This is a genomic window from Pseudomonas sp. CFBP2511, from assembly GCF_030209255.1.
Classification (GTDB): Bacteria; Pseudomonadota; Gammaproteobacteria; order Pseudomonadales; family Pseudomonadaceae; genus Aquipseudomonas; species Aquipseudomonas avellanae.
The window spans coordinates 17,282-39,140 of record NZ_JARVSI010000017.1 but is presented as its reverse complement, the minus strand read 5'-3'; the positions used below and the strand labels follow the sequence as shown (position 1 = coordinate 39,140).

The following is a 21,859-nucleotide window of genomic DNA, read 5'->3' as shown; positions in this document are numbered from 1 at the left end:
CCACCTCGACTCAAACTCGCCATTTTGCCGGAACCATTCCCTGCTACTGTTCTCAGATAGCAGTAAGTCGGGGCTGCTATTGCCCAGGCATGTTCACTTAATACAGAGGGAAATGGCATGGGTATCATTGGAACCATCTTTATCGGCCTGATCGTTGGTCTGTTGGCTCGCTTTCTGAAGCCGGGCGATGACAGCATGGGCTGGATCATGACCATTGTGCTGGGTATCGCCGGTTCGCTCGCGGCAACCTATGGTGGCCAGGCATTGGGTATCTATCACGCAGGCGAGGGTGCAGGTTTCCTCGGTGCACTGGTCGGTGCAATCATCCTGCTGGTTATCTACGGCATGATCAAAAAGAAATAACGTTTCATGTTCAGCCCTCTGTTCTGTACGGCGCAGAGGGCTAGAATGCGCGGCAACTCTTCTCCCTTTTGCCGAGCTTTATCATGCGTCGCTTTCTGTTGATGACCCTTTTACTGCTTTCCGGGCTTGCACACGCCCAGTTGCCGGAAACCGACTGGCTTGAGCTGATGCCCAAGTCCGATCAAAAAGCCCTCGACGCCATGCCCGAGATTGACCACAACTCTCCGGAAGCCATGGGCACGTTCGACAGCAAAGGTGGCTTGAAGCAGAGCAAGGGTTTGCCGGCAGTGATGTATTCCACCAAGACCGTCCCGGCCATGAACGGCAAGACCATTCGCTTGGGTGGCTATCCTGTACCCCTCGAAACCGACGCCAAAGGTCATAGCACGCTGTTCTTTATCGTGCCTTACCCCGGCGCCTGCATCCACGTGCCGCCTCCGCCGCCCAACCAGTTGGTGCTGGTGCGCTACCCCAAGGGTCTGAAGCTGGACGACATCTACACACCGCTGTGGGTAGAAGGCACACTCAAGATCGAGAAAGTCAGTAACGATCTGGCCGATGCCGCTTACGCAATGGATGCATCAAAGGTCCGCGTGGTGGTCGAGTCGGACCTTTGATGGCTGATCGTTAATCAGACTGTGATCAGAGCGCCTCACCCCAGATACTCACACCCAGCACATGCATCTGGTCAGGCGCCAGCGTGACCACGTCGTCCAGCACGTTGGCGGTTTCGACGCAGACCATGCGCTGCCAGCCGTCGGCTGCCATGTCGGTGAATTTGCCGGTTTTCTCGATCCACGGGTTCCACAGGATGGCTGATTTCGAGCCGGTGCTGCGGATGTGGATGCGTCGTTGCCACTCGGGGTCGACGATGCTGAGCACACCTGGCGTGTCCTGGTAGATACGATCGGTTTCGCCGGTGAACGTCAGGTCGCCGGTCTGTTCGCGTTCTTCCCAGTTTGCCAGGGTTTCGATGTAGCGCAGGCCGTCGAGTCCTTCGATGCTGACCTGACGAACATCGCTGACGGCGAAATAGGTGTGCAACGCCTGACTGAAGGTGACCGGTTCTGCGCCGCAGTTATAGCTGACCAGACTGACGTTCAGTGCGTGGTCCAGGCGAATGCTCAGTTTCAGGGCGACGTTGTGCGGCCAGCCTGGCAAGTGGCCTTCAGCTTCGGGGAGGACAAACTCCACCAGCAGTGCATCGCCATCTGCGCCAATACCGAGCAGTTGCCAGTCCAGTGCGCGGACTTCTCCGTGGGCCTTGGCGGGTTCGCTGCTGTCGCGCATGGCCTGCACGCTCTGAGGGTTGCGCTCCAGATTGCCGAACCACGGCCAGCAGATGGGCATGCCCGCACGGATCGCTTTGCCTTTCTTGAACGCCGCTTCTTCGTTCAGCCACACCAGTGGCGGTTGTCCGGCCACCTGATAGCTGAGGATGTGTGCGCCTTGCTGGGCGACCAGCAGCTCTGCTTCGCCGTGGCGAATGCGCCAACAGTTCAGTTCATCGTACTGGACGGATTCGACGAGGGGTTCAACCGGGGATGTTGGCATGCAAGGTTCTCACTCAATGACCGTGACGAAAATAGACCGCTTCACGAAGAATGAGTTTACCGCGCAGCCAAACCTGGGCCGAGCAACAATTTACCGTCGTGCAGGAACCGAGCGTGTCCGGCCGCTGGAATCTATGGCCACGAACACGAATGCGGCCTCTGTTACCTTACGCCACTCGCTGGTAACCGGGTCATCGCTCCACACTTCGACCATCATCTTGATCGAGGTGCGCCCCACTTCCAGGGTGCGCGTATAAAAGGAAAGCTGCTCGCCGACTGCGACCGGCACCAGAAACGCCATGCGATCGATAGCCACGGTCGCCACGCGACCGCCGGCCACTTTGCTGGCCATTGCAGTCCCGGCCAGGTCCATCTGAGACACCAGCCAGCCGCCGAAGATATCGCCGAAGCCGTTGGTTTCACGGGGAAGAGCAGTAATTTGCAGCGCAAGGTCGCCTTGCGGAGTTGGATCTTCTTGTTCGAGCTCGATCATGCCTAGGGTGCCTCTGACCCATGACTCTCATTATTGTGTGCCGCGGTTAACAGGGGCCATTCAAAACCATGCGCATGAACGTTAGGGGTTCAGCACCGGTGTGGCCTAAGGGAAACTCTGCGAAACCCGCTGATTCAGACGTTTTCGCACAACTTCCCACTGCTGTTGACGGCTTGCGAGTATATCGGGCGTTGCGTCTTAGAACGACCGTCGGGTTTTCATTTTGTATTGATGCAGTTCTTGACATGTGTTTTTTGAAAGCAATTTGCTATCTTGCTGGACCTCTACAGGTAACAAGACTGCCTGTACACGCAATTTTGGTGCCTATCTGCACCGTTGCTCCCGACTATCGCTTCTGCACGGCACCCCGCAGCAGCCAGCGTTGCTGTCGCTTGCCCCCTTCGAAGAACAAGTAAAGAGAAGCCTTGTCATGTCATCTGTTCCCTCAAGTTCCACGCAGCCTGCGCGGCCGTTGACTCGCAGCGATTACAAAACCCTGTCGCTGTCCGCTCTGGGTGGTGCCCTGGAGTTCTACGACTTCATCATCTTCGTGTTTTTCGCGGCCGTGGTTGGAAAGCTGTTTTTCCCGGTCGATATGCCTGATTGGCTGCGCATGATGCAGACCTTCGGCATTTTCGCCGCCGGTTATCTGGCAAGACCGCTAGGCGGCATTATCATGGCGCACTTCGGCGATCTGCTGGGGCGCAAGAAAATGTTCACCCTGAGCATTTTCATGATGGCGGTGCCGACGCTGATCATGGGCCTGTTGCCCACTTATGCGCAGATTGGCATGTGGGCACCCATTCTGCTGCTGGTGATGCGGGTCATTCAGGGCGCGGCCATTGGCGGCGAAGTGCCGGGGGCGTGGGTGTTCGTGTCCGAGCATGTACCTGCACGTCGCGTCGGTTATGCCTGCGGCACACTGACGGCTGGCCTGACTGCCGGTATTTTGCTGGGCTCGCTGGTTGCCACGGCGATCAACAGCATTTATACACCGGTTGAAGTGTCGGACTACGCCTGGCGGATTCCTTTCCTGCTGGGCGGCGTGTTCGGTCTGATGTCGGTGTACCTGCGTCGCCTGCTACACGAGACCCCGGTGTTTGCCGAGCTGCAACTGCGTAAGGCTCTGGCAGAAGAAGTGCCACTCAAGGCGGTGTTGCGTGATCATCGCGGTGCCGTTGCGCTGTCGATGTTGATGACCTGGTTGCTGTCGGCGGGCATCATTGTCGTGATCCTGATGACGCCTACCATCCTGCAGACTATCTATGGCTTCCCGGCGGCCACGGCGTTGAAGGCCAACAGCCTGGCCATCGTGTTCCTCAGTGTGGGCTGCATCGCTGCCGGCGCGCTGGCGGATCGTTTCGGTGCAGGCTGGGTATTTCTGCTGGGCAGTGCCGGTCTGCTGGTCAGTTCCTGGACGTTTTATCACGTCCTCGGCAGCCACCCGGAGGTGCTGTTCCCGCTCTATGCAATCACCGGGCTGTTCGTCGGCACCATCGGCGCGGTGCCTTACGTCATGGTCAAAGCCTTCCCGCCGGTGGTGCGCTTTTCCGGGCTGTCGTTTTCCTACAACCTGGCGTACGCCATTTTCGGCGGTCTGACGCCGATGGTGGTGACCTTCATGCTCAAGAGCAGCCCGATGGGGCCGTCCTGGTATGTCGCGATTCTCTGCGGCCTGGGCATGGCAATCGGTGTGTTCCTGCTGACCAGGAAGCGTTGATCAGCTTCGCCTGAAAACCTGCTTGTTGATCCCTACCGCTAAAAGGCTGTCGCCCCTGCTCAGGGGCGGTGGCCTTTTCATCTTATTGTCATAATCAATTCATAGAGTGTTCACAAGACGGGCCGACGAGGCTTGTGAACACCTACATACCCTGCCGGGAGCGCAAGGAATGACACTCAAGCGTTTGATGACTGCACTGACGTTCGTTGCCGCTGGAGTGGCAGCAACCCACACTTTCGCGGCCGTCGACCCAGCCATCAAGGCCTATACCAAGACCTCGGGTGTGTCGGGCAATCTCTCCAGTGTCGGTTCCGATACCCTGGCAAATCTCATGACCTTGTGGGCCGAGGCGTACAAGAAAGAATACCCGAGCGTGAACATCCAGATTCAGGCGGCGGGTTCTTCCACCGCCCCGCCTGCATTGACCGAAGGCACCGCCAACCTGGGGCCGATGAGCCGCAGGATGAAAGACGGCGAACTGTCGGCCTTCGAGCAAAAGCACGGTTACAAACCTACTGCGATTCCGGTCGCGGTCGATGCGCTGGCGGTGTTCGTGCACAAGGACAACCCGATCAAGGGCCTGACCCTGCAGCAAGTGGACGCGATTTTCTCAGTAACCCGGCTGTGCGGTGCCAGGGCTGATGCAAAAACCTGGGGTGATGTGGGCGTGACGGGCGATCTGGCGGGCAAGCCGATCCAGCTGTTTGGTCGCAACTCGGTGTCAGGCACTTACGGTTACTTCAAGGAAGAAGCCCTGTGCAAAGGCGACTTCAAGGCCAACGTCAATGAGCAGCCGGGTTCGGCATCGGTGGTCAGCGCCATCAGCAACTCGCTGAACGGTATTGGTTACTCGGGCATTGGTTATAAAACGTCCAATGTCAGGACCGTGCCGCTGGCCAAGAAAGCGGGTGGCGAGTTTGTCGAAGACAACGAAGCCAACACGTTGAACGGCACCTATCCGCTGTCGCGCTTTCTCTACGTTTACGTGAATAAGGCACCCAACCAGCCTTTGGCACCGCTGGAAGCAGAGTTCGTCAAACTGGTGCTGTCCAGACAAGGCCAGGAAGTGGTGATGAAAGACGGTTATATTCCGCTGCCCGCGCGCGTAGTGGAAAAGACCCTGACTGATCTCGGCCTGCAGGTCGCAAGCGGGCTGGCAGTCAAGTAGCCGCGAGGCGCAATGGACTGGCCTGCACACACGTTCGACAGTCCGCCGCCGGCTTCACGGGCAGCGGGCTTTTCTGCGTCACCTTGCTGTAATGTTTTTGTCATACAAGGCGTCTACGGTGTGTGCGCATGAATGAGCTGTTCAAATCCTCGATGAATCAGCGTTCGCCTCCGGAGCGGATCGACTTCAATACGCCTGCGATGCAGCGCAAGCGTCGTGTCCGCGCGCTCAAGGATCGGCTCACTCACTGGTACGTCGCCATTGGTGGTCTCGCCGTGCTGGCCGCCATCACGCTGATCTTCTTCTATCTGGCCTATGTCGTTGCGCCGCTGTTCAAAGGCGCAAGCCTGACCTCTGCACCTGCGCTTGATGCGCCGTGGATGCAGGGCGCCGGCGAGCCGTTGATGATCTCGATCGAAGAGCAGAACCTGATCGGCATGCGTGTTTCCGACAAGGGCGAGGTGATCTTTTTCAATGTTCAGAGCGGCGCAGAGCTGCATCGGGTGGCCTTGCCGCTCCCTGCGGGTGTGTCCGTTGCTTCCATCGGCAAGGATCAGCCCGGCGCGCCGCTTATAGCATTGGGCCTTTCCAATGGTCAGGTGCTGATTTTCAGGCATACCTACCTGACCACGTACCCGAACAACCAGAAAACCATCACCCCGAGCGTGGCCTGGCCTTACGGCGAAACACCGCTGGTGCTGGATGAAGCCGGGCGGGCGGTCGAACATGTGACGGTCAGCGCGGACGGCGACAGCCTGAAAGTGGCGGGCTCTACTGGAACCCAGCTGCACGTCATGTCGCTCGAACAGAAAGAAAACATGATGACCGGCGAAATGACTCGTGACCAGACACGCATCGAATTGCCGCAGATGTCCGCCGAGGTCAAAGCCATCTACATCGACCCGCGCCAGCAATGGATGTACGTTATCAATGGCCGGGCGCAGGCGGATGTGTTCAGCCTGCGTGATCGCAGCCTCAATGGACGTTACAAGCTGCTGGAAGACGGCAACGCCGAAATCACCGCCAGCGCTCAGTTGGTCGGCGGTATTTCGCTGATCATCGGCAACTCCAAAGGCAGCATGTCCCAGTGGTTCATGGCCCGTGACACTGATGGCGAACAGCGCTTCATGCGGATTCGTGACTTCAAGATGGGCAAAGCGCCGATCCGTCAGATCAGGGCCGAGCAGCGTCGCAAAGGTTTTATCGCCCTTGATGAGTCGGGCCGGCTGGGGGTGTTTCACAGCACTGCGCACCGCACATTGCTGGTCGAAAAGGTTGCAGATGGCCCCGGCATCCTGACGCTGTCGCCGCGCGCCAATCAGGTGTTGATTGAAAGTGGCGGCAAGTTGTTGCCCCTCACGCTGGATAACCCGCACCCGGAAGTGTCCTGGAGTTCGCTGTGGGGCAAGGTCTGGTACGAGAACTACGACGAGCCCAAGTACGTCTGGCAATCCACGGCGTCCAATTCCGACTTCGAGCCCAAGCTGAGCCTCGCACCGCTGACCTACGGCACGCTCAAGGCGGCGTTCTACGCCATGCTGCTGGCCGCGCCGCTGGCCGTTGCTGCAGCTATCTACACCGCCTATTTCATGGCACCGGGCATGCGCCGCAAGGTCAAGCCGGTGATCGAATTGATGGAAGCGATGCCGACGGTGATTCTCGGCTTCTTTGCCGGACTGTTTCTTGCGCCGTACCTGGAAGCGCACCTGCCCGGCATCTTCAGCCTGTTGCTGCTCACGCCGATCGGTATTCTGCTGGCAGGCTTTTTCTGGACCCGTCTGCCTGATTCGATTCGCCTGCGCGTGCCCGATGGCTGGGAAGGCGCGATTCTGATTCCTGTCGTGCTGTTGGTAGGCTGGTTTTCCCTGAGCATGAGCCCGCACCTGGAGAACTGGTTCTTCGGTGGCGACATGAGCACGTGGATCCGGGACGAATTGGGCATTACCTACGATCAGCGCAACGCGCTGGTGGTCGGCATTGCGATGGGCTTTGCGGTGATCCCCAACATTTATTCGATTGCCGAAGACGCCGTGTTCAGCGTGCCACGCAGCCTGACCCTCGGCTCGCTGGCACTGGGCGCAACACCTTGGCAGACCCTGACGCGGGTCGTCATCCTGACCGCCAGCCCGGGCATTTTTTCGGCGTTGATGATCGGTATGGGCCGCGCGGTGGGTGAAACCATGATTGTGCTGATGGCCACGGGCAACACGCCGATCATGGACATGAACCTGTTTGAAGGCATGCGCACCCTGGCGGCCAACGTTGCGGTGGAAATGCCCGAGTCGGAAGTCGGTGGCAGTCATTATCGGGTGCTGTTTCTGGCCGCGTTGGTGCTGCTGATCTTCACCTTTGTGATGAACACCCTCGCAGAGCTGATTCGTCAGCGCCTGCGCAAGCAATATTCGTTGCTGTAGGAAGGTAGACGTTGTTGAAACGGAACTCACTCAAAAGCTGGTTCAAAAGCGGCGCGCCTGGCGTCTGGATGAGTGCGGGCGCCGTTTCCATCGCGGTGATCATGACCATCGGGCTGCTGGCGGTGATCGCCGTGCGCGGGCTGGGGCACTTTTGGCCTGCTGACCTGGTGGTCGCGCAGTACGCGGTGCCCGATCAGCCGGCGCATGTTCTGGTCGGTGAATTGGTCGAGCAGGAGCAGGTGCCGCGTGCGCGCCTGAAAAGCGCTGGTCTGCCGGTGCCTGATCAGGGGCCGGAGTTCATGACCCGTGAGCTGTTCAAGGTTGGCAACCGTGACCTGAACCCCAGCGATTTCACCTGGGTAGTCGGCGAGTGGCTGAGCGGGCAAAGCAGCCCCGCAGAGCTGATGACGCTGGAGCGCCGCGAGTGGGGCAATTTCTACGGCTATCTGGTCAACGTCAAGGAAGGTGGCAGAGTCGTGGCCGAAGGCGAGGCGGCCTGGCCAACCCTGCAAGAACGCATCAAACGCATCGAAACGCTCGCTGACGAGCTCTACAGCCTGGAAAAGAAAGACATCGGCGCGATCAATCATGGCATTGAGCGCTTGCGTCTGCAGGCTCGCAAGCTGGAGCTGGCCGGCAAGCTGGATGCCGCTGCGCAAGCCGACATGGCGGCAGAGCGTGCCGAGCTGGACGCGCGCTACAAGGTCATCGAGGGCCGTCTTGAAACGCTGCATCAGGCCTTTGACCGTGACAGCCTGACGGCCCGCGATGCCGACGGCAAAACAATCGAAATCAGCCTGGGCAAGGTGGTGCATGCCTATCAGCCTAATGCGATGGGCACGTTCACCAAGCTGGGTTTCTATTTCCAGAAGCTGTGGGAGTTTCTCAGCGACGACCCGCGTGAGGCCAATACCGAGGGCGGTATCTTTCCGGCCATCTTCGGCACGGTGATGATGACGCTGATCATGGCAGTGATCGTGACGCCGTTCGGTGTGCTGGCGGCGGTTTATCTGCGTGAGTACGCGCGTCAGGGCCTGGTGACCCGCCTGATCCGCATCGCCGTGAATAACCTGGCCGGTGTACCGGCGATTGTGTACGGCGTGTTCGGCCTCGGGTTTTTCGTTTATGTGCTGGGCGGCTCGGTGGATCGTCTGTTCTTTCCCGAAGCGCTGCCGGCCCCGACGTTCGGCACGCCTGGCCTGTTATGGGCCTCGTTGACGCTGGCGCTGCTGGCGGTTCCGGTGGTGATCGTGGCCACTGAGGAAGGGCTGGCGCGCATTCCGCTGACCCTGCGCGAGGGCTCGCTGGCACTGGGTGCCACCAAGGCCGAGACGCTGTGGAAGATTGTGCTGCCAATGGCCAGCCCGGCGATGATGACCGGTCTGATTCTGGCGGTCGCCCGCGCAGCCGGTGAGGTGGCGCCGTTGATGCTGGTGGGTGTGGTCAAACTGGCCCCGTCATTACCCGTGGATGGCAACTATCCTTACCTGCACCTCGATCAGAAAATCATGCACCTGGGTTTCCATATTTACGACGTAGGGTTCCAGAGCCCCAATGTCGAGGCGGCACGACCGCTGGTTTATGCCACCGCGCTGTTGCTGGTGCTGGTCATCGCCTTGCTCAACCTGTCGGCGGTCAGCATTCGTAATCATTTGCGGGAAAAGTACAAGGCGCTCGACAATTGATCCTTACGACGCCTGCGGGCAAGCAGGGCAGTTCGATGCAACGAATGGTTCGCACAGGAGCAATCCATGCAGCATGAAAGACCGACTCACGGCATGAACATGCCGGCCCTGCGACGTCGCAAACAAGTCCTGGACCTGGCCGAGGAGACGGTGGCCATCGAAGTGCCGGGGCTGAGTCTGTTCTATGGCGACAAGCAGGCGTTGTTCGACATCGCCCTGAATATCCCCAAACAGAAGGTGACCTCGTTCATCGGTCCGTCCGGCTGCGGCAAGTCGACGTTGCTGCGCAGTTTCAATCGCATGAACGATCTGGTCGATGGCTGCCGCGTCGAAGGCGCCATCAACCTGTACGGGCACAACATCTATACCAAGGGCGAGGAAGTCGCTGAATTGCGTCGGCGCGTCGGCATGGTGTTCCAGAAGCCGAACCCGTTTCCCAAGACCATCTATGAAAACGTGGTCTATGGGCTGCGCATTCAGGGGATCAACAAAAAACGCGTACTCGATGAAGCTGTCGAGTGGGCTTTGAAGGCTGCGGCGCTGTGGGATGAGGTCAAGGACCGGCTGCATGAGTCGGCCCTGGGTTTGTCCGGTGGTCAGCAACAGCGTCTGGTGATTGCCCGAACGATCGCCGTGGAGCCGGAAGTCCTGCTGCTCGACGAACCCTGTTCGGCACTCGATCCGATTTCGACCCTTAAAGTCGAAGAACTGATCTACGAACTGAAATCCAAATACACCATTGTGATCGTTACCCACAACATGCAGCAGGCGGCTCGGGTGTCGGATTACACCGCGTTTATGTACATGGGCAAACTCGTCGAGTTCGGTGACACGGATACGTTGTTCACCAACCCGGCAAAAAAGCAGACTGAAGACTACATCACCGGTCGTTACGGCTAGGACGTGCTTCGTCAGCCCTGAACCACCGCTGCGTTTTCGCAATTAACCGGACGTTCCAAGGACACCCAGCATGATCCACAAAGACAGCCATACGCATCACATTTCCCAACAGTTCAACGCTGAACTCGAAGACGTTCGCAGCCATTTGCTCGAAATGGGTGGCCTGGTCGAGAAACAGGTCAACGATTCGGTCACGGCATTGATCGAGGCCGACTCCGGTCTTGCCCAGCGTGTTCGTGAGGTTGACGACCGGATCAATCAGATGGAGCGCAGCATCGACGAAGAATGCTTGCGCATTCTGGCTCGTCGTCAGCCTGCGGCGTCCGATCTGCGCCTGATCATCAGCATTTCCAAGTCGGTGATCGACCTGGAGCGCATTGGTGATGAAGCCACCAAGATCGCCCGCCGTGCCATCAAGCTCTGCGATGAGGGCGAGGCACCGCGCGGTTACGTCGAGGTGCGGCATATCGGCGATCAGGTGCGCAACATGGTGCGTGACGCGCTGGACTCGTTCGCGCGCTTCGACGCCGAGCTGGCCCTGTCGGTCGCGCAGTACGACAAGATCATCGACCGCGAGTATAAGACCGCTCTGCGTGAGCTGGCGACCTACATGATGGAAGACCCACGCTCGATCTCCCGGGTACTGGACGTCATCTGGGTGCTGCGCTCGCTGGAGCGCATCGGCGACCACGCACGCAACATCTCCGAACTGGTGATCTATCTGGTGCGCGGGACCGACGTGCGGCACATGGGCCTCAAGCGCATGAAGGAAGAAGTGCAGGGTATCTCGAGCGAAACCGCTAATGTTCCGGGCAACGCTGACGATAAGTAAGATTGCCTGCGAGAAAAACGCCCGGCACGCGCTGGGCGTTTTTCGTTGTGCAGCGCAATATTTCCGTCGCCTGCGGATTAAATGTCGCGGCGTAGTCAATCAATATGGCTGTTGGCCATCGGTCAACGCTATGCTTGCCGAAACAAAGGGCGTGTTGGCATACCGCAGTTCGCCTCCAGGTGAACACGCCCGCAGGAGCGTCGATGAGTAAGGTCAGTGTATTGGTGGTGGATGACGCGACTTTCATTCGCGACTTGGTCAAGAAAGGGCTGCGCAATTATTTTCCCGGGATTCATACCGAGGACGCGGTCAACGGTCGCAAGGCTCAGGCATTGCTGAGCAAAGAGTCGTTCGATCTGATTCTGTGCGACTGGGAAATGCCCGAGATGTCCGGCCTTGAGTTGTTGACATGGTGCCGCGAGCAAGACAATTACCTGAAAACCGTTCCGTTCATCATGGTGACCAGCCGTGGCGACAAGGAAAACGTCGTGCAGGCGATCCAGGCCGGCGTCACCGACTTTGTCGGCAAGCCATTCACCAACGAGCAGTTGCTGAGCAAGGTCAAGAAAGCGCTGGCCAAGGTCGGCAAGCTGGATGCGGTCATGTCCACGGCCCCGGCGCGCATGAATTCGCCGCTCAACGACTCGCTCAGTGCACTGACAGGCGGCAAGGCCGAGGTGGTTCGCGCCACGTCTGCTGCAGCGCCTGCCAGTATCCCTAAAGCACCGCCAGTCGCAGCAGTCCGCTCGGCAGAGCCTACCGGTCGTGGTCAGGGTCAGTTGCGCCTGCCCAACGGTACTCAGCCGTGCGTGATCAAGGCCCTGAGCCTGAAAGACGCCACGCTGGTGGTGCGCGTCAGCGAAAAGCTGCCGCAGGTACTCGAGAGCGCCGTACTGGACCTTGAGCAGGGCGAAAGCAACGAAGTCGCACGTCTGAACGGCTACCTGCACTCGGTGGCTGCGTTCGAGCAGAAGCCTGACAGCGAATGGCTGCAAGTGACCTTCCGCTTTGTCGATCAGGATGCACAGAAGCTGGATTACCTGTCGCGTCTGATCGCGCGCGGCACGGCGCAGAAGCACTTCGTTCCGGGGGCCTGATACCGCTGGTGCAGGGGCGTGCGGAACGAGAGGGTCTGACTCTCGCACCGATGCTCCGTGGTCGGGACGCCTTTCTCGACGCTGCGCGTCACAGCGCAGCCTACAACCCGCGGCGGCTTTTCCTGCGTCATCCATACAGCTCGTCGTCTATCGGTGCCGGGCAATAGTCTATTTAGTTTTTCCAGTCGCATGAAAATGCAAATCACTACTGGAAATCCACCCGATGACTTCAACTCCGCTCCAATCAAACGTCCACACGGCTGTTGCGCCTCCTGCACCCTCCGCCCATCAGCGCTCTGACCTGGGCATTTTCTGCCAGGCTCTGGTCGGGCTGACCCCCGTTGGCGAGTACCACGACAAGGCGCTTGCGAATTCGCTCAACCAGCAACTGGCTGCACCTGAGCGCCAGATTGCAATTGCGCACCAGTTGGCAGCGATCCCGGTCAGCCACTGGCCCGACAGTAATCTGCACGTCGACCCCTCGACCGCCATGGCGCTTGCCAGCAGGGCCGAATACCTGCGCAGGATGGCCATCCATCTTGTCAATCCGGATGGCGCACGCTGGCTGAATACGGCTATTGAGGATGCAACCGCCGCGCCGGGTATGCGCGCGCTTTCTCTGGCAATCAGCCTTGGTGCCGAGCACTCCAGATTATCCTTCGAGTCGCTGATTGCGCTCGCAGCCATAGTGCTGATGCCGGTGCTGCATGCGAGCGTGGCGCTGGACGAGTCGTTGCCCAATGCCAAAAGCCTTGATGCAAAGGTTCCGCGCCTGGACACCTGGAGCACTGTCCGCGATGTGGGGTATCTGCTGCAGCGTTCGGGTATGGCGCTGCTGTGCGAGCCTGAGTCGCAAGGCAGCGTTCTGCGCTTTAGCCCGCACGCGACCTGGCATGCGCTGTGCCAGACCGCGCAGTTCAAATCTGTCTTCAAGCCGCTGTTGAGTTACATGGATTGGTTCGGTGGACGATCGGGCGAACATACCTCGCCCCTCGTTACCCAGGCACTTGCCGGCCGTGTGATCGCCGATCACGTTGCAGCAGCCGTGCAACTTGATGGCGAGCCACTTGAAAAGGCCCTGCGTCGCCGCTGGGTCTGCGAACACAGCCATGTGCAGATTTATGACAAGGTGCGCAAGCTTGTTCGCGCTCACTTTCCTCAAGCCCTGCCGAGCACCCTGGACATAATGTGTCACCTGTTTTTGCGTGAAGCGATGCCCGAGCTTCTGGTCGAGGGCGTGCCCGACCACCTTCAATATGGACGTTCTTTGCAGAGCGTCGCCTTCATTCATGGCGTTGCGCTGGTTGAAGCGTTGTCGCCGGGCCTGTCACAGATCACGCCATACGACACGCTGATCAAGGTCAGCGCGGATCTGGCTCAATCCAGCGATGTCGATATTCATGCGCTGTGGGCGAAAACGCTGATTATCCCGGCCCTGCGTTACGCCACCGCGCACGGCGCTATTGAATGGAAAAATAATGATGATGTCCATCAAGCCAGCGCCGCGCAGATCAGTCAGGCGCTTGCTTATCTAGATGTTCAGCAGCGCCTTCATGCTCAGGAACTGAACAGTTTGCTGGGAATAAAGCCAGCGGACCGGAAAGGCCTGGCGCAGCAGATGCTGAAAGCGGCAGGTGTCGATCATTGGCTTTGGGAGCAGAGCATTCATATCGACCACTGGCCGATATTGCAGGCGCATGGGTTCACGGTCGCGTCGTCTTACTCCATTGACCGCCTGCTGGCAGCCGGGCGACCGCAGGCGTCAGTGGTCGAGCTGGTGATGATGGGTGAGGTGTACATTCAGGGACAGCCCACGGTCCCGGAAGCCTACGCCACTGCATTCGATGCATTTCAGCGCGCACTGGTCCGTGCCGAGGCCAGCGTCATCCGGCGCCAATTGTCAGAAATGCAGGTGATTGACCAAAAGACCCTGCTTGATTCCACCTGCGAGCTGAGCAGGGTCCGATTCGGCGCTGAGGAAGGGACGCAGGGGCTTTTCATCCGGTGCCAGGCGGGCGATCACCGCAGCGATTTTGAGGGCCACTCGGTGGGCGAACGCTTTTTCGAGTTGATCCCGGCAGCAGGCGTCGCAGGAGAAGTTCGTCAGGCGTTCAGGTACGCGGTAGAGGGCGTTACGTGGTCCGGCACTATTCCTATCACAGAAGCGCTCAGCCGCAAGGAGGCTCACCAGCGACGCATTGAAAAAGCCAGAGTTACCCCGCTATGGCCAATGGACAGCGACGCTTATCTGCTTGGGGCCGTATCACGTTCCTCGGCAGCCTTGCACCAGCCACAACAAGGGACACTGATTCCTTCTGCAACGCTGGTCTACTTTGCTGATACCGATCAGCAAAGCGGCCTGGACATCCTGGCAAGCAAGGCGGCAGAGCATTTGCTCGGCGACTTTCTCGAGCGCAGTAAAGCTGAACACCTGCACGAGACTCAATGGGAGCAGGTCTGGGCGAAGGAACGTGAATACGCCGATATCGCTGCACGTCTGATCATTCCGTTTTACGGCTGTATCAAGGACCTTGCATCCGGTGATCGGTCGGGCGGTGCGATAGTTGGCTGTGTAATGGATGTTGCCTTCGTGTTGCTTCCTTTGGGGCAGTTCGTCAGTTCAACCGCGCGCATCGTTCTGCGAGCGGGCGAAATGAGCGTCGAGTCAGTTGCCAGACTCACTGGCAAGGCGGTCGGCAAGTTGATCGCCGGGCTGGCGAAGTCCAGTGCTGTATTCGCCTTGCGCGATATAGGCAGGCTGGGACTGAAAATGGGTGTCCGAGGCTGGGCCGCATTGTTGGAAGACGTGCCGTCGCTGAGCAGCGTGTTTTCATCGCAGGCTGTGCTTGACGCCACTTTCGGCCTGGACAAGGGAATGTATCGGCTCGCCGAAGACGTGCAGTTGCCGATAACTGCCGAGCCTGCGAGCAAGATTGTAATGGTCGATGGCAGAGCCGACGTAGTGGTGCGCGACGTAGGCACTCTGGAGCAACCGGATTTCAGGCTGTCTGATCCACGGTCAGGCGCGGCATTTGGTAAAAAGCTGACGCAGGTGGCACAGAGCGAACGAATGGAGTTTTCGGTTTTTTCAGCGCAGGAGCGCATAAGCCCTGAACACTATCCGCCCATCGCGCCGGTAACGGAGGTCGAGTACGGCACTGCCTGCGAGGTGCGCATTGTGGAACGCTGCAATGTCCGGGCTATCGAGCGGGAAGGGGGCGTATTCGATATTCTGGTCGATGATCAGATCTACCATATCGACACCAACACGCCTGACGCAGCATTGCGCAAGCTCGCTGTTGAAAAGTTATCTCTGCGTTCAACGCAACTGCAGGAAACAGAGAGACTCTGCCGGGTTCGGCGCAACCTGATAGAAATCCCCTGCACCAATGGTGTAAAGCTGGCAACACCCGCGCCGGAGCCGATAATGGATGGCTCGACGTCCCCGAAACGTACTGGCAAATACCCGAGCAATGCCATGGATGCCCGTGAGTTCGGGCTGGACAGGCTGTCTTTGGGGGCCGACTCTGCGGCGAGTAGCATTGATGTATTCGTCAACGAGGGCAAGTTCTGTAAATGGGCCGATTCTGTTGAGCCAGTGGCCTCCACGTCGGCTGCCGTGAAACAGGTCGTGCCGCTTTCCGAGGCCGAACGGGCACTGCTTGCGTTGCCTGAAACGCCGGTTTATCTGCCCCAGCTTCGCGGCGCACTGGCAAGGGCAGGGCTACTTGGCCTGCCGGAAAACTTCTCGATGGATGATGCGCTGTGGATATACGCGCATATACCTGTCATCAATATCGGCCCCATTGCTTCAGACATCGCTGATGCTCGAGCCCTTCGCGGTATCCGGCTGGAAATGGACGGGGAGAACTGGATTTTCCTCGAGCCAGACACCGGGCTGTTCTACAAGGCACCCATTTCTGTAGATGAGGCGTCCGACCTGAGGTTTTCTCGCGTTACCGAGGCGGCTGAAATCAATGAATACATCCGGGTATCCGAGCAGTATCGGTTGGTTCGCGAGTTTCCAGGAGCCGAGCAGGACCAGGAAAATATTGCCCGACTGCTGTTTGATTTGCTGGATGATTCCGCGCGGGCTGATTGGCACGTGTCCTGGGGGGAGCCCGTCACTCATTATGACGACTACGTGCAGTGGTGCACTGCCAATCAAAAACCCAATGACCTTCTGAAGTTTGCCGCCAATATCATGTCCGGCGAAGAGATTCAGAAAAAGTTCGTGACGCTGGCCAGAAACAGTATTCCAGACTTCAAGAAGATTACTCTGAGAAGCCTGCCGGATCAGCAGCACATCGTGGAAGTACTCAATCAACTGCTGCCGACGCAGGGTTCTCCCGTCAAATGGGAGAAGCTGACCCTGGAAAGCATCGTGACGCCCAAGGCACCCAAACGCATAATGAAACAAGTCCGCGGGGCAAACCTTTCATTCTTGCAGGCCTATACTGAGTCCGGTGAGCGGATTGTGTACTACGCGCTGTCTGGTGGTAACAAAGCCAAAGATCTGAAGTTGCAACTCGATGTCACTGAAAGCACCGAGCGAGTCATCGATGGCGTGATTTACCGGGATGCACGCGCTCGTATGGCTGGGCGTCAGCCGGATCCGGGGTTTACCAGCCTGCCGGTCATCAGAGACGTCGATCATTTGGTCGTCAGATCATTCGGGCGTTATCTTGATTCGGAACGGTTGATTGCGACTGTCTTGAAGGAAGACATGGCGTCCACCAAACTGACGCATATCAAGGTGTTCACTGTGTTGGACACTTGCCGCTCCTGTGGCGGATTCGTTTTGCCGCGTTTGAAGCTCGACTTTCCTGATGCGCAATTTTCGGTGACTTACCTGAAACCTTATCAAGCTATCTGACCGTATTCACCTCGCGCAGTGTTTTAACGGCACTGCGCGTCTTGTGTCTGGCGCGGCTTGTCTGGCGCTTCATTCATGTCCGATTGATACCTGTGAGTCCTCTTCTGCCTGCAAGGCTGCTAGGCTTGGCACCCGGCACCTTTGAACCTGATCGCCTCCGATGCTTGAACGCCTGCTCATCCTGTTTGCCCTGACGTTGACTGTGCAGTCGGCGGGGGCAGTCACGATCTACAAATTCACCGATGCCCAAGGCGTGGTGTCGTTCTCTGACCGGCCGACGCCGGGTGCATCGGTCATGGTCTTTCGGGACCGGATGGTCGAACGTATCGACCAGCAGGTGCACCTGAGTGTGCGGCGGGAAAAGGGCGTGCACAGCCTGTATGTGCGTAACGACCTTTATGCCCCGGTCGAGGTTGAACTCAAGCTTTCCAGCGTCACCAACGTGTTGGGTGTGGCAGGGGCTTCCTCGACATTGCGCCGCACTATCCCTGCACGCAGTAACGAACGGGTGGTGGTCTTGAGCCCCAAGGTTGCGAGCAAGCCGATGAATTACGCGTCGATGCTCACTTCCACGCTGGGCGATCCCAAGGGCTCGGTACACGCTTACAAATACCCGTTGCCGTGGATCGGTGGGCCGTTTCGTCTGACCCAGGGGCCTAATGGCAGATACAGCCACTTCGGTGTCAAAGGGCGCTACGCGATGGACATCGCCATGCCCGAAGGCACGCCGATCATCGCAGCGCGCGGCGGCACGGTGGTGAAGATCGAAAACAGCCAGTCAGGCAGAGGCTCGAATGCGTCAGGCAACTTTGTGCGGATTCTGCACGAGGACGGCACGATGGGCGTCTACCTGCACTTGATGCAAGGCTCGGTGGCGGTCAGGGAAGGTCAGCGGGTCAGTGTCGGTACGGCGCTGGCGCGTTCCGGCAATACCGGCAACAGCACCGGCCCGCACCTGCACTTTGTCGTGCAACGCAATTCGGGCAATGAACTGGTCTCCATCCCCTACGAATTCGCTACACCGGTACCGAGCCTGCCCAACTTCGCGGTGGGCGGGAATTAGCGCTGTTGCCTATCGCGCCAATGCTCCGCGCGGGCATGAGCTCATGACGCTTTGCGGCCGATTTTGAACAGGCGGCGCTGATCGGGTCAATCCAGCTTCAGCACTTTAGCCAAAACGATTTTCGGGCCTTTCATCTTTTTGATGATGATGCGCAGGCCCTCGACTTCCATCTGCTCTTCTTCTTCCGGCACGCGCTTGAGGGTTTCGTAGATCAGACCTGCCAGGGTTTCCGCTTCGATGTGATCCAGGTCGATGCCCAGCAGACGCTCGATCTTGAACAGCGGCGTATCGCCACGCACTAACAGCTTGCCCGGCTGGTAAGCGAGAATGCCGCGCTCCACCTTGCGGTGTTCGTCCTGAATATCGCCGACCAGCACTTCGAGTACGTCTTCCATGGTCAGGTAGCCGACGATCTTGCCGTCGGCTTCTTCGACCACGGCGAAATGCGCGCCGCCCTTGCGGAACTGCTCCAGCAATTGCGACAGCGGCATGTGCCGCGACACGCGCTCCAGCGGGCGGGTCAGTTCAGCCAGGTTGAAGGATTCGGGAATATGATCCAGCGCGGCCAGCTCCAGCAGCAAGTCCTTGATGTGCAACAGCCCGACGAACTCGCCACGTTCGGCGTCGTACAGCGGATAACGGCTGAATTTGTGGCGACGAAACAAGGCCAGAATTTCCTTGAGCGGCGCGTTGAAGTCCAGCGACACCATGTCTTCGCGGGAGTTGGCCCAATCGACCACTTCCAGCTCGCCCATTTCCACAGCAGATGCCAGCACCCGCATGCCCTGATCGCTTGGGTCCTGACCACGGCTGGAGTGCAGAATCAGTTTCAGTTCATCGCGGCTGTAGCTGTGCTCATGGTGCGGGCCAGGCTCGCCCTGGCCTGCGATGCGCAAAATGGCGTTGGCGCTGGCGTTGAGCAGGTAGATGGCCGGGTACATCAGCCAGTAGAAAAAGTACAGCGGTGCCGCCGTCCATAGCGACAGCAGCTCCGGCTTGCGGATTGCCCATGACTTGGGGGCCAGCTCGCCGATGACGATGTGCAGGTAGGAAATGATGAAGAAGGCGGTAAAGAACGACACGCCCTTGATCAGTTCCGGGGTGTCGACGCCCATTGCGGCGAGCAGTGGCTCCAGCAGGTGCGCAAACGCCGGTTCGCCCACCCAGCCCAGGCCGAGAGAGGCAAGGGTGATACCCAACTGGCAGGCCGAGAGATAGGCGTCCAGTTGGCCGTGGACCTTGCGCAGGATGTGCCCGCGCCAGCCGTTCTTGTCGGCGATGGCCTCGACCTTGGTCGAGCGCAGTTTGACCATGGCGAACTCTGCCGCAACGAAAAAGCCGTTGAGCAGGACCAGGAACAGAGCAAAGAGAATCATGCCGAAGTCGGCAAAGAGTGAAGACAGGTTAAAACTAGGAGAAGGGTCCATGATGGGGTTTTGCAGGGTCCGTATTAACAGAAAGAGAGCGATTTCGCGCCAAGGAAGACGCTATGAACCCGGCAATGTAGCGGCTGAAAGCTCGATTGCCTAGTAGTCTGAATCGTCGTTCAAGGGTTTGGACAATTGGTCGTCGGCAAAGTGGCAAGTAAAAACGCTGCCCTTGCCCGGAACGCTATTGATCTCAAGGTGGCCGCGATGGCGCAGCAACACGTGTTTGACGATCGCCAGGCCCAGCCCCGTGCCACCGGTATTGGAGGCCCGGCTGGTATCGACCCTGTAGAAGCGTTCCGTCAGGCGTGGCAGATGTTTGGTCTCAATGCCGATGCCCGAATCCTGCACGCTAAGGTGCGCGCCCCGTTCGTCGTTCCACCAGCGTATGCGGATAACGCCTTCGGCCAGGGTGTACTTGACCGCGTTGAAAATCAGGTTGGAAAACGCGCTGCGCAGCTCGCTTTCGCTGCCTTTGAGGAGCATGTCGCTTTCAAGGCTGAGGTGGATCTGTTGATTCTTGCTGCCCGACAGCGCATTGGCGTCGGCGGTAATGGTCTTGAGCAGCGCAGTGACCACGACCGGATTGTTGTCCGAAGGGTAATCCGTGGCTTCGAGCTTGGCCAGCAACAGCAGGTCGTTGAGCAGCGTCTGCATGCGCCCGCCTTGTTGATGCATCTGTTGCAGTGCCCGCACCCAGCGTGGGTTCACCTCTTCCACGTTGTCGAGCAGTGTTTCCAGGTAGCCGAAGATCACGGTCAGCGGCGTGCGTAATTCATGGGATACGTTGGCGACGAAGTCTTTGCGCATCTGCTCCAGCAGATGAATGCGTGTGACGTCACGTACCAGCATCAGATGCTCGTTGTTGCCATAGCGGGTAATCAGCAACTGAATGCGCATGCGGTCGTTGGTGGGCGAGGAGATCTCCAGCGGCTCGCTGTAGTCGCCCAGCGCAAAGTATTCCTTGAAGCGTGGATGGCGCACCAGATTGGTCACGGGCTGGCCACTGTCCTGCGGCGTCTTGAGGCCCAGCAAGGTTTCGGCGGCGCGGTTCCACCACTCCAGATTGCCTTCGCTGTCGAGCATGATCACCGCATCGCGCAGAGCAGCGGTGGATTCCTGCACGCGGTCGATGACGGCCTGCAAGCGGCCACGCACCCGTTGGTCACGGCGTTGCAGGTGGTAGATGCTGTCGAACACTTCGCCCCATAGGCCGTAACCGTCTGGAGGTGGCTCGTCGGCCTTGTGGCTGCTCAGCCAGTCATGCAGGCGCAGTAATTGTTTGAGGGTCCAGGCCAGATACAGGCCCAGACCGGTGGCCAGGCTCCAGCCATAGTGTCCGCTGATCAGGCCCACCAACAGGCAGGCGGTGACCAGCAGCAACATGTGGCGTATCAGGGTGCCGTACCAATTTTGATTCAATTAAGGGTAAATCCTTGTCTGGTCCGCACCGGTCGCTGCCCTGCATCGACGAAACGGCTGTCAGCTCTTCGTTGAAAAGCGATAGCCGGTGCCGCGCACGGTTTGTACCAGATTTTCATACGCATCACCCAAGGCCTTGCGCAGGCGACGAATGTGGACATCGACGGTACGCTCTTCGACGTACACGTTGCCGCCCCAGACCTGATCCAGCAGCTGGCCACGTGTGTAAGCGCGCTCCTGATGGGTCATGAAAAATTGCAGCAGGCGGTATTCGGTTGGGCCCATTTCTGCCGGTTTGCCATCGATGGTGACGCGGTGGCTGATCGGGTCGAGCAGCAAGCCGCCGACTTCGATAGGGGACTCTCCGTCAGTCGGCCCGGCCCGGCGCAGCACGGCCTTGAGGCGGGCAACCAGTTCGCGGGGCGAAAACGGCTTGGTGATGTAATCGTCAGCGCCCACTTCCAGGCCCTGGATCTTGTTGTCCTCTTCGCCCTTGGCGGTGAGCATGATGATCGGGATATCCCCGGTCAGCTCATCACGTTTGAGGCGTCGGGCCAATTCGATGCCGGATGTGCCAGGCAGCATCCAGTCGAGCAGAATAAGGTCAGGCTTGCGGTCGACGATGATCGCGTGGGCCTGCTGAGAGTTTTCGGCTTCAATACAGTCGTATCCAGCCATTTCCAACGCAACGGCGATCATTTCACGAATAGGCGCTTCGTCGTCAACGATCAGGATGCTCCTGCCAGCCATGCTCGAACCTCTTGTCATTTAACTGTCTTGGGGCGCATTAGATAACGGAATTATTGCAGTCGTGTGACAGGTCTGGATGAGGCTAGCATGCGCACA

16 protein-coding genes are annotated in these 21,859 nt (G+C 58.7%); 11 read left to right on the top strand and 5 right to left on the bottom strand.

All coding sequences use genetic code 11. The annotated features are described in order from the left end of the window. Window positions 1-117: 117 nt before the first annotated feature. Window positions 118-363: a GlsB/YeaQ/YmgE family stress response membrane protein gene (locus QRN38_RS14995; protein WP_003378385.1), complete on the top strand. Its 246-nt coding sequence runs from the start codon at window positions 118-120 to the stop codon at window positions 361-363. Window positions 364-446: 83 nt separating this feature from the next. Beyond that, window positions 447-980: a DUF3299 domain-containing protein gene (locus QRN38_RS14990; RefSeq protein WP_005621857.1), complete on the top strand. Its 534-nt coding sequence runs from the start codon at window positions 447-449 to the stop codon at window positions 978-980. A 25-nt stretch (window positions 981-1,005) separates the two neighbouring features. On the opposite strand, the gene QRN38_RS14985 is transcribed toward QRN38_RS14990, so the two are convergent. Both QRN38_RS14985 and QRN38_RS14980 read right to left on the bottom strand, forming a co-directional pair. After that, the gene (locus tag QRN38_RS14985) at window positions 1,006-1,917 is read right to left on the bottom strand and encodes a D-hexose-6-phosphate mutarotase (RefSeq protein WP_057419133.1); all 912 of its coding nucleotides are present in this window, start codon (window positions 1,915-1,917) and stop codon (window positions 1,006-1,008) included. Between the two features lie 90 nt (window positions 1,918-2,007). Further along, window positions 2,008-2,409: an acyl-CoA thioesterase gene (locus QRN38_RS14980; RefSeq protein WP_003378389.1), complete on the bottom strand. Its 402-nt coding sequence runs from the start codon at window positions 2,407-2,409 to the stop codon at window positions 2,008-2,010. Window positions 2,410-2,839: 430 nt separating this feature from the next. Between QRN38_RS14980 and QRN38_RS14975 the strand changes: the two genes are divergently transcribed. From QRN38_RS14975 to QRN38_RS14935, 9 genes are all read left to right on the top strand, one after another. Next, the gene (locus QRN38_RS14975; RefSeq protein ID WP_005768352.1) at window positions 2,840-4,129 is read left to right on the top strand and encodes an MFS transporter; all 1,290 of its coding nucleotides are present in this window, start codon (window positions 2,840-2,842) and stop codon (window positions 4,127-4,129) included. Between the two features lie 169 nt (window positions 4,130-4,298). Further along, entirely contained in the window at window positions 4,299-5,297 is a 999-nt protein-coding gene (locus QRN38_RS14970; protein ID WP_057419134.1) for a phosphate ABC transporter substrate-binding protein PstS, read from the top strand. 128 nt (window positions 5,298-5,425) lie between these two features. Beyond that, window positions 5,426-7,711: an ABC transporter permease subunit gene (locus tag QRN38_RS14965; protein ID WP_057419135.1), complete on the top strand. Its 2,286-nt coding sequence runs from the start codon at window positions 5,426-5,428 to the stop codon at window positions 7,709-7,711. 68 nt (window positions 7,712-7,779) lie between these two features. After that, entirely contained in the window at window positions 7,780-9,396 is a 1,617-nt protein-coding gene (gene pstA, locus QRN38_RS14960) for a phosphate ABC transporter permease PstA (RefSeq protein WP_007245007.1), read from the top strand. A 66-nt stretch (window positions 9,397-9,462) separates the two neighbouring features. After that, window positions 9,463-10,296: a phosphate ABC transporter ATP-binding protein PstB gene (gene pstB, locus QRN38_RS14955; protein WP_024667551.1), complete on the top strand. Its 834-nt coding sequence runs from the start codon at window positions 9,463-9,465 to the stop codon at window positions 10,294-10,296. A gap of 70 nt (window positions 10,297-10,366) precedes the next feature. Then, complete coding sequence (phoU, locus tag QRN38_RS14950; RefSeq protein WP_003378397.1) at window positions 10,367-11,128, top strand: phosphate signaling complex protein PhoU; 762 nt, start codon at window positions 10,367-10,369, stop codon at window positions 11,126-11,128. Between the two features lie 203 nt (window positions 11,129-11,331). Continuing rightward, the gene (locus QRN38_RS14945; RefSeq protein WP_005768363.1) at window positions 11,332-12,225 is read left to right on the top strand and encodes a response regulator; all 894 of its coding nucleotides are present in this window, start codon (window positions 11,332-11,334) and stop codon (window positions 12,223-12,225) included. Between the two features lie 223 nt (window positions 12,226-12,448). Then, window positions 12,449-17,101 (top strand): deaminase domain-containing protein, encoded by a 4,653-nt coding sequence (locus tag QRN38_RS14940; protein WP_057419136.1) that lies wholly within the window; start codon window positions 12,449-12,451, stop codon window positions 17,099-17,101. A gap of 160 nt (window positions 17,102-17,261) precedes the next feature. Further along, entirely contained in the window at window positions 17,262-18,164 is a 903-nt protein-coding gene (locus QRN38_RS14935; RefSeq protein WP_046464026.1) for a peptidoglycan DD-metalloendopeptidase family protein, read from the top strand. Between the two features lie 86 nt (window positions 18,165-18,250). Here QRN38_RS14935 and QRN38_RS14930 read toward each other — a convergent pair whose 3' ends face one another. The 3 genes from QRN38_RS14930 to phoB form a co-directional block, all read right to left on the bottom strand. Then, complete coding sequence (locus tag QRN38_RS14930; RefSeq protein ID WP_003383143.1) at window positions 18,251-19,591, bottom strand: hemolysin family protein; 1,341 nt, start codon at window positions 19,589-19,591, stop codon at window positions 18,251-18,253. Window positions 19,592-19,690: 99 nt separating this feature from the next. Beyond that, window positions 19,691-21,013 (bottom strand): phosphate regulon sensor histidine kinase PhoR, encoded by a 1,323-nt coding sequence (phoR, locus tag QRN38_RS14925; RefSeq protein ID WP_007245011.1) that lies wholly within the window; start codon window positions 21,011-21,013, stop codon window positions 19,691-19,693. Window positions 21,014-21,073: 60 nt separating this feature from the next. Continuing rightward, window positions 21,074-21,763, bottom strand: a complete 690-nt coding sequence (gene phoB / locus QRN38_RS14920) for a phosphate regulon transcriptional regulator PhoB (protein WP_003383141.1) — start codon at window positions 21,761-21,763, stop codon at window positions 21,074-21,076. Window positions 21,764-21,859: the final 96 nt, after the last annotated feature.

Coding starts and splice junctions, on each gene's coding strand:
- QRN38_RS14995 (WP_003378385.1), top strand. CDS start 118: ATGGGTATCATTGGAACCATCTTTATCGGCCTGATCGTTGGTCTGTTG.
- QRN38_RS14990 (WP_005621857.1), top strand. CDS start 447: ATGCGTCGCTTTCTGTTGATGACCCTTTTACTGCTTTCCGGGCTTGCA.
- QRN38_RS14985 (WP_057419133.1), bottom strand. CDS start 1,917: ATGCCAACATCCCCGGTTGAACCCCTCGTCGAATCCGTCCAGTACGAT.
- QRN38_RS14980 (WP_003378389.1), bottom strand. CDS start 2,409: ATGATCGAGCTCGAACAAGAAGATCCAACTCCGCAAGGCGACCTTGCG.
- QRN38_RS14975 (WP_005768352.1), top strand. CDS start 2,840: ATGTCATCTGTTCCCTCAAGTTCCACGCAGCCTGCGCGGCCGTTGACT.
- QRN38_RS14970 (WP_057419134.1), top strand. CDS start 4,299: ATGACACTCAAGCGTTTGATGACTGCACTGACGTTCGTTGCCGCTGGA.
- QRN38_RS14965 (WP_057419135.1), top strand. CDS start 5,426: ATGAATGAGCTGTTCAAATCCTCGATGAATCAGCGTTCGCCTCCGGAG.
- pstA (WP_007245007.1), top strand. CDS start 7,780: ATGAGTGCGGGCGCCGTTTCCATCGCGGTGATCATGACCATCGGGCTG.
- pstB (WP_024667551.1), top strand. CDS start 9,463: ATGCAGCATGAAAGACCGACTCACGGCATGAACATGCCGGCCCTGCGA.
- phoU (WP_003378397.1), top strand. CDS start 10,367: ATGATCCACAAAGACAGCCATACGCATCACATTTCCCAACAGTTCAAC.
- QRN38_RS14945 (WP_005768363.1), top strand. CDS start 11,332: ATGAGTAAGGTCAGTGTATTGGTGGTGGATGACGCGACTTTCATTCGC.
- QRN38_RS14940 (WP_057419136.1), top strand. CDS start 12,449: ATGACTTCAACTCCGCTCCAATCAAACGTCCACACGGCTGTTGCGCCT.
- QRN38_RS14935 (WP_046464026.1), top strand. CDS start 17,262: ATGCTTGAACGCCTGCTCATCCTGTTTGCCCTGACGTTGACTGTGCAG.
- QRN38_RS14930 (WP_003383143.1), bottom strand. CDS start 19,591: ATGGACCCTTCTCCTAGTTTTAACCTGTCTTCACTCTTTGCCGACTTC.
- phoB (WP_003383141.1), bottom strand. CDS start 21,763: ATGGCTGGCAGGAGCATCCTGATCGTTGACGACGAAGCGCCTATTCGT.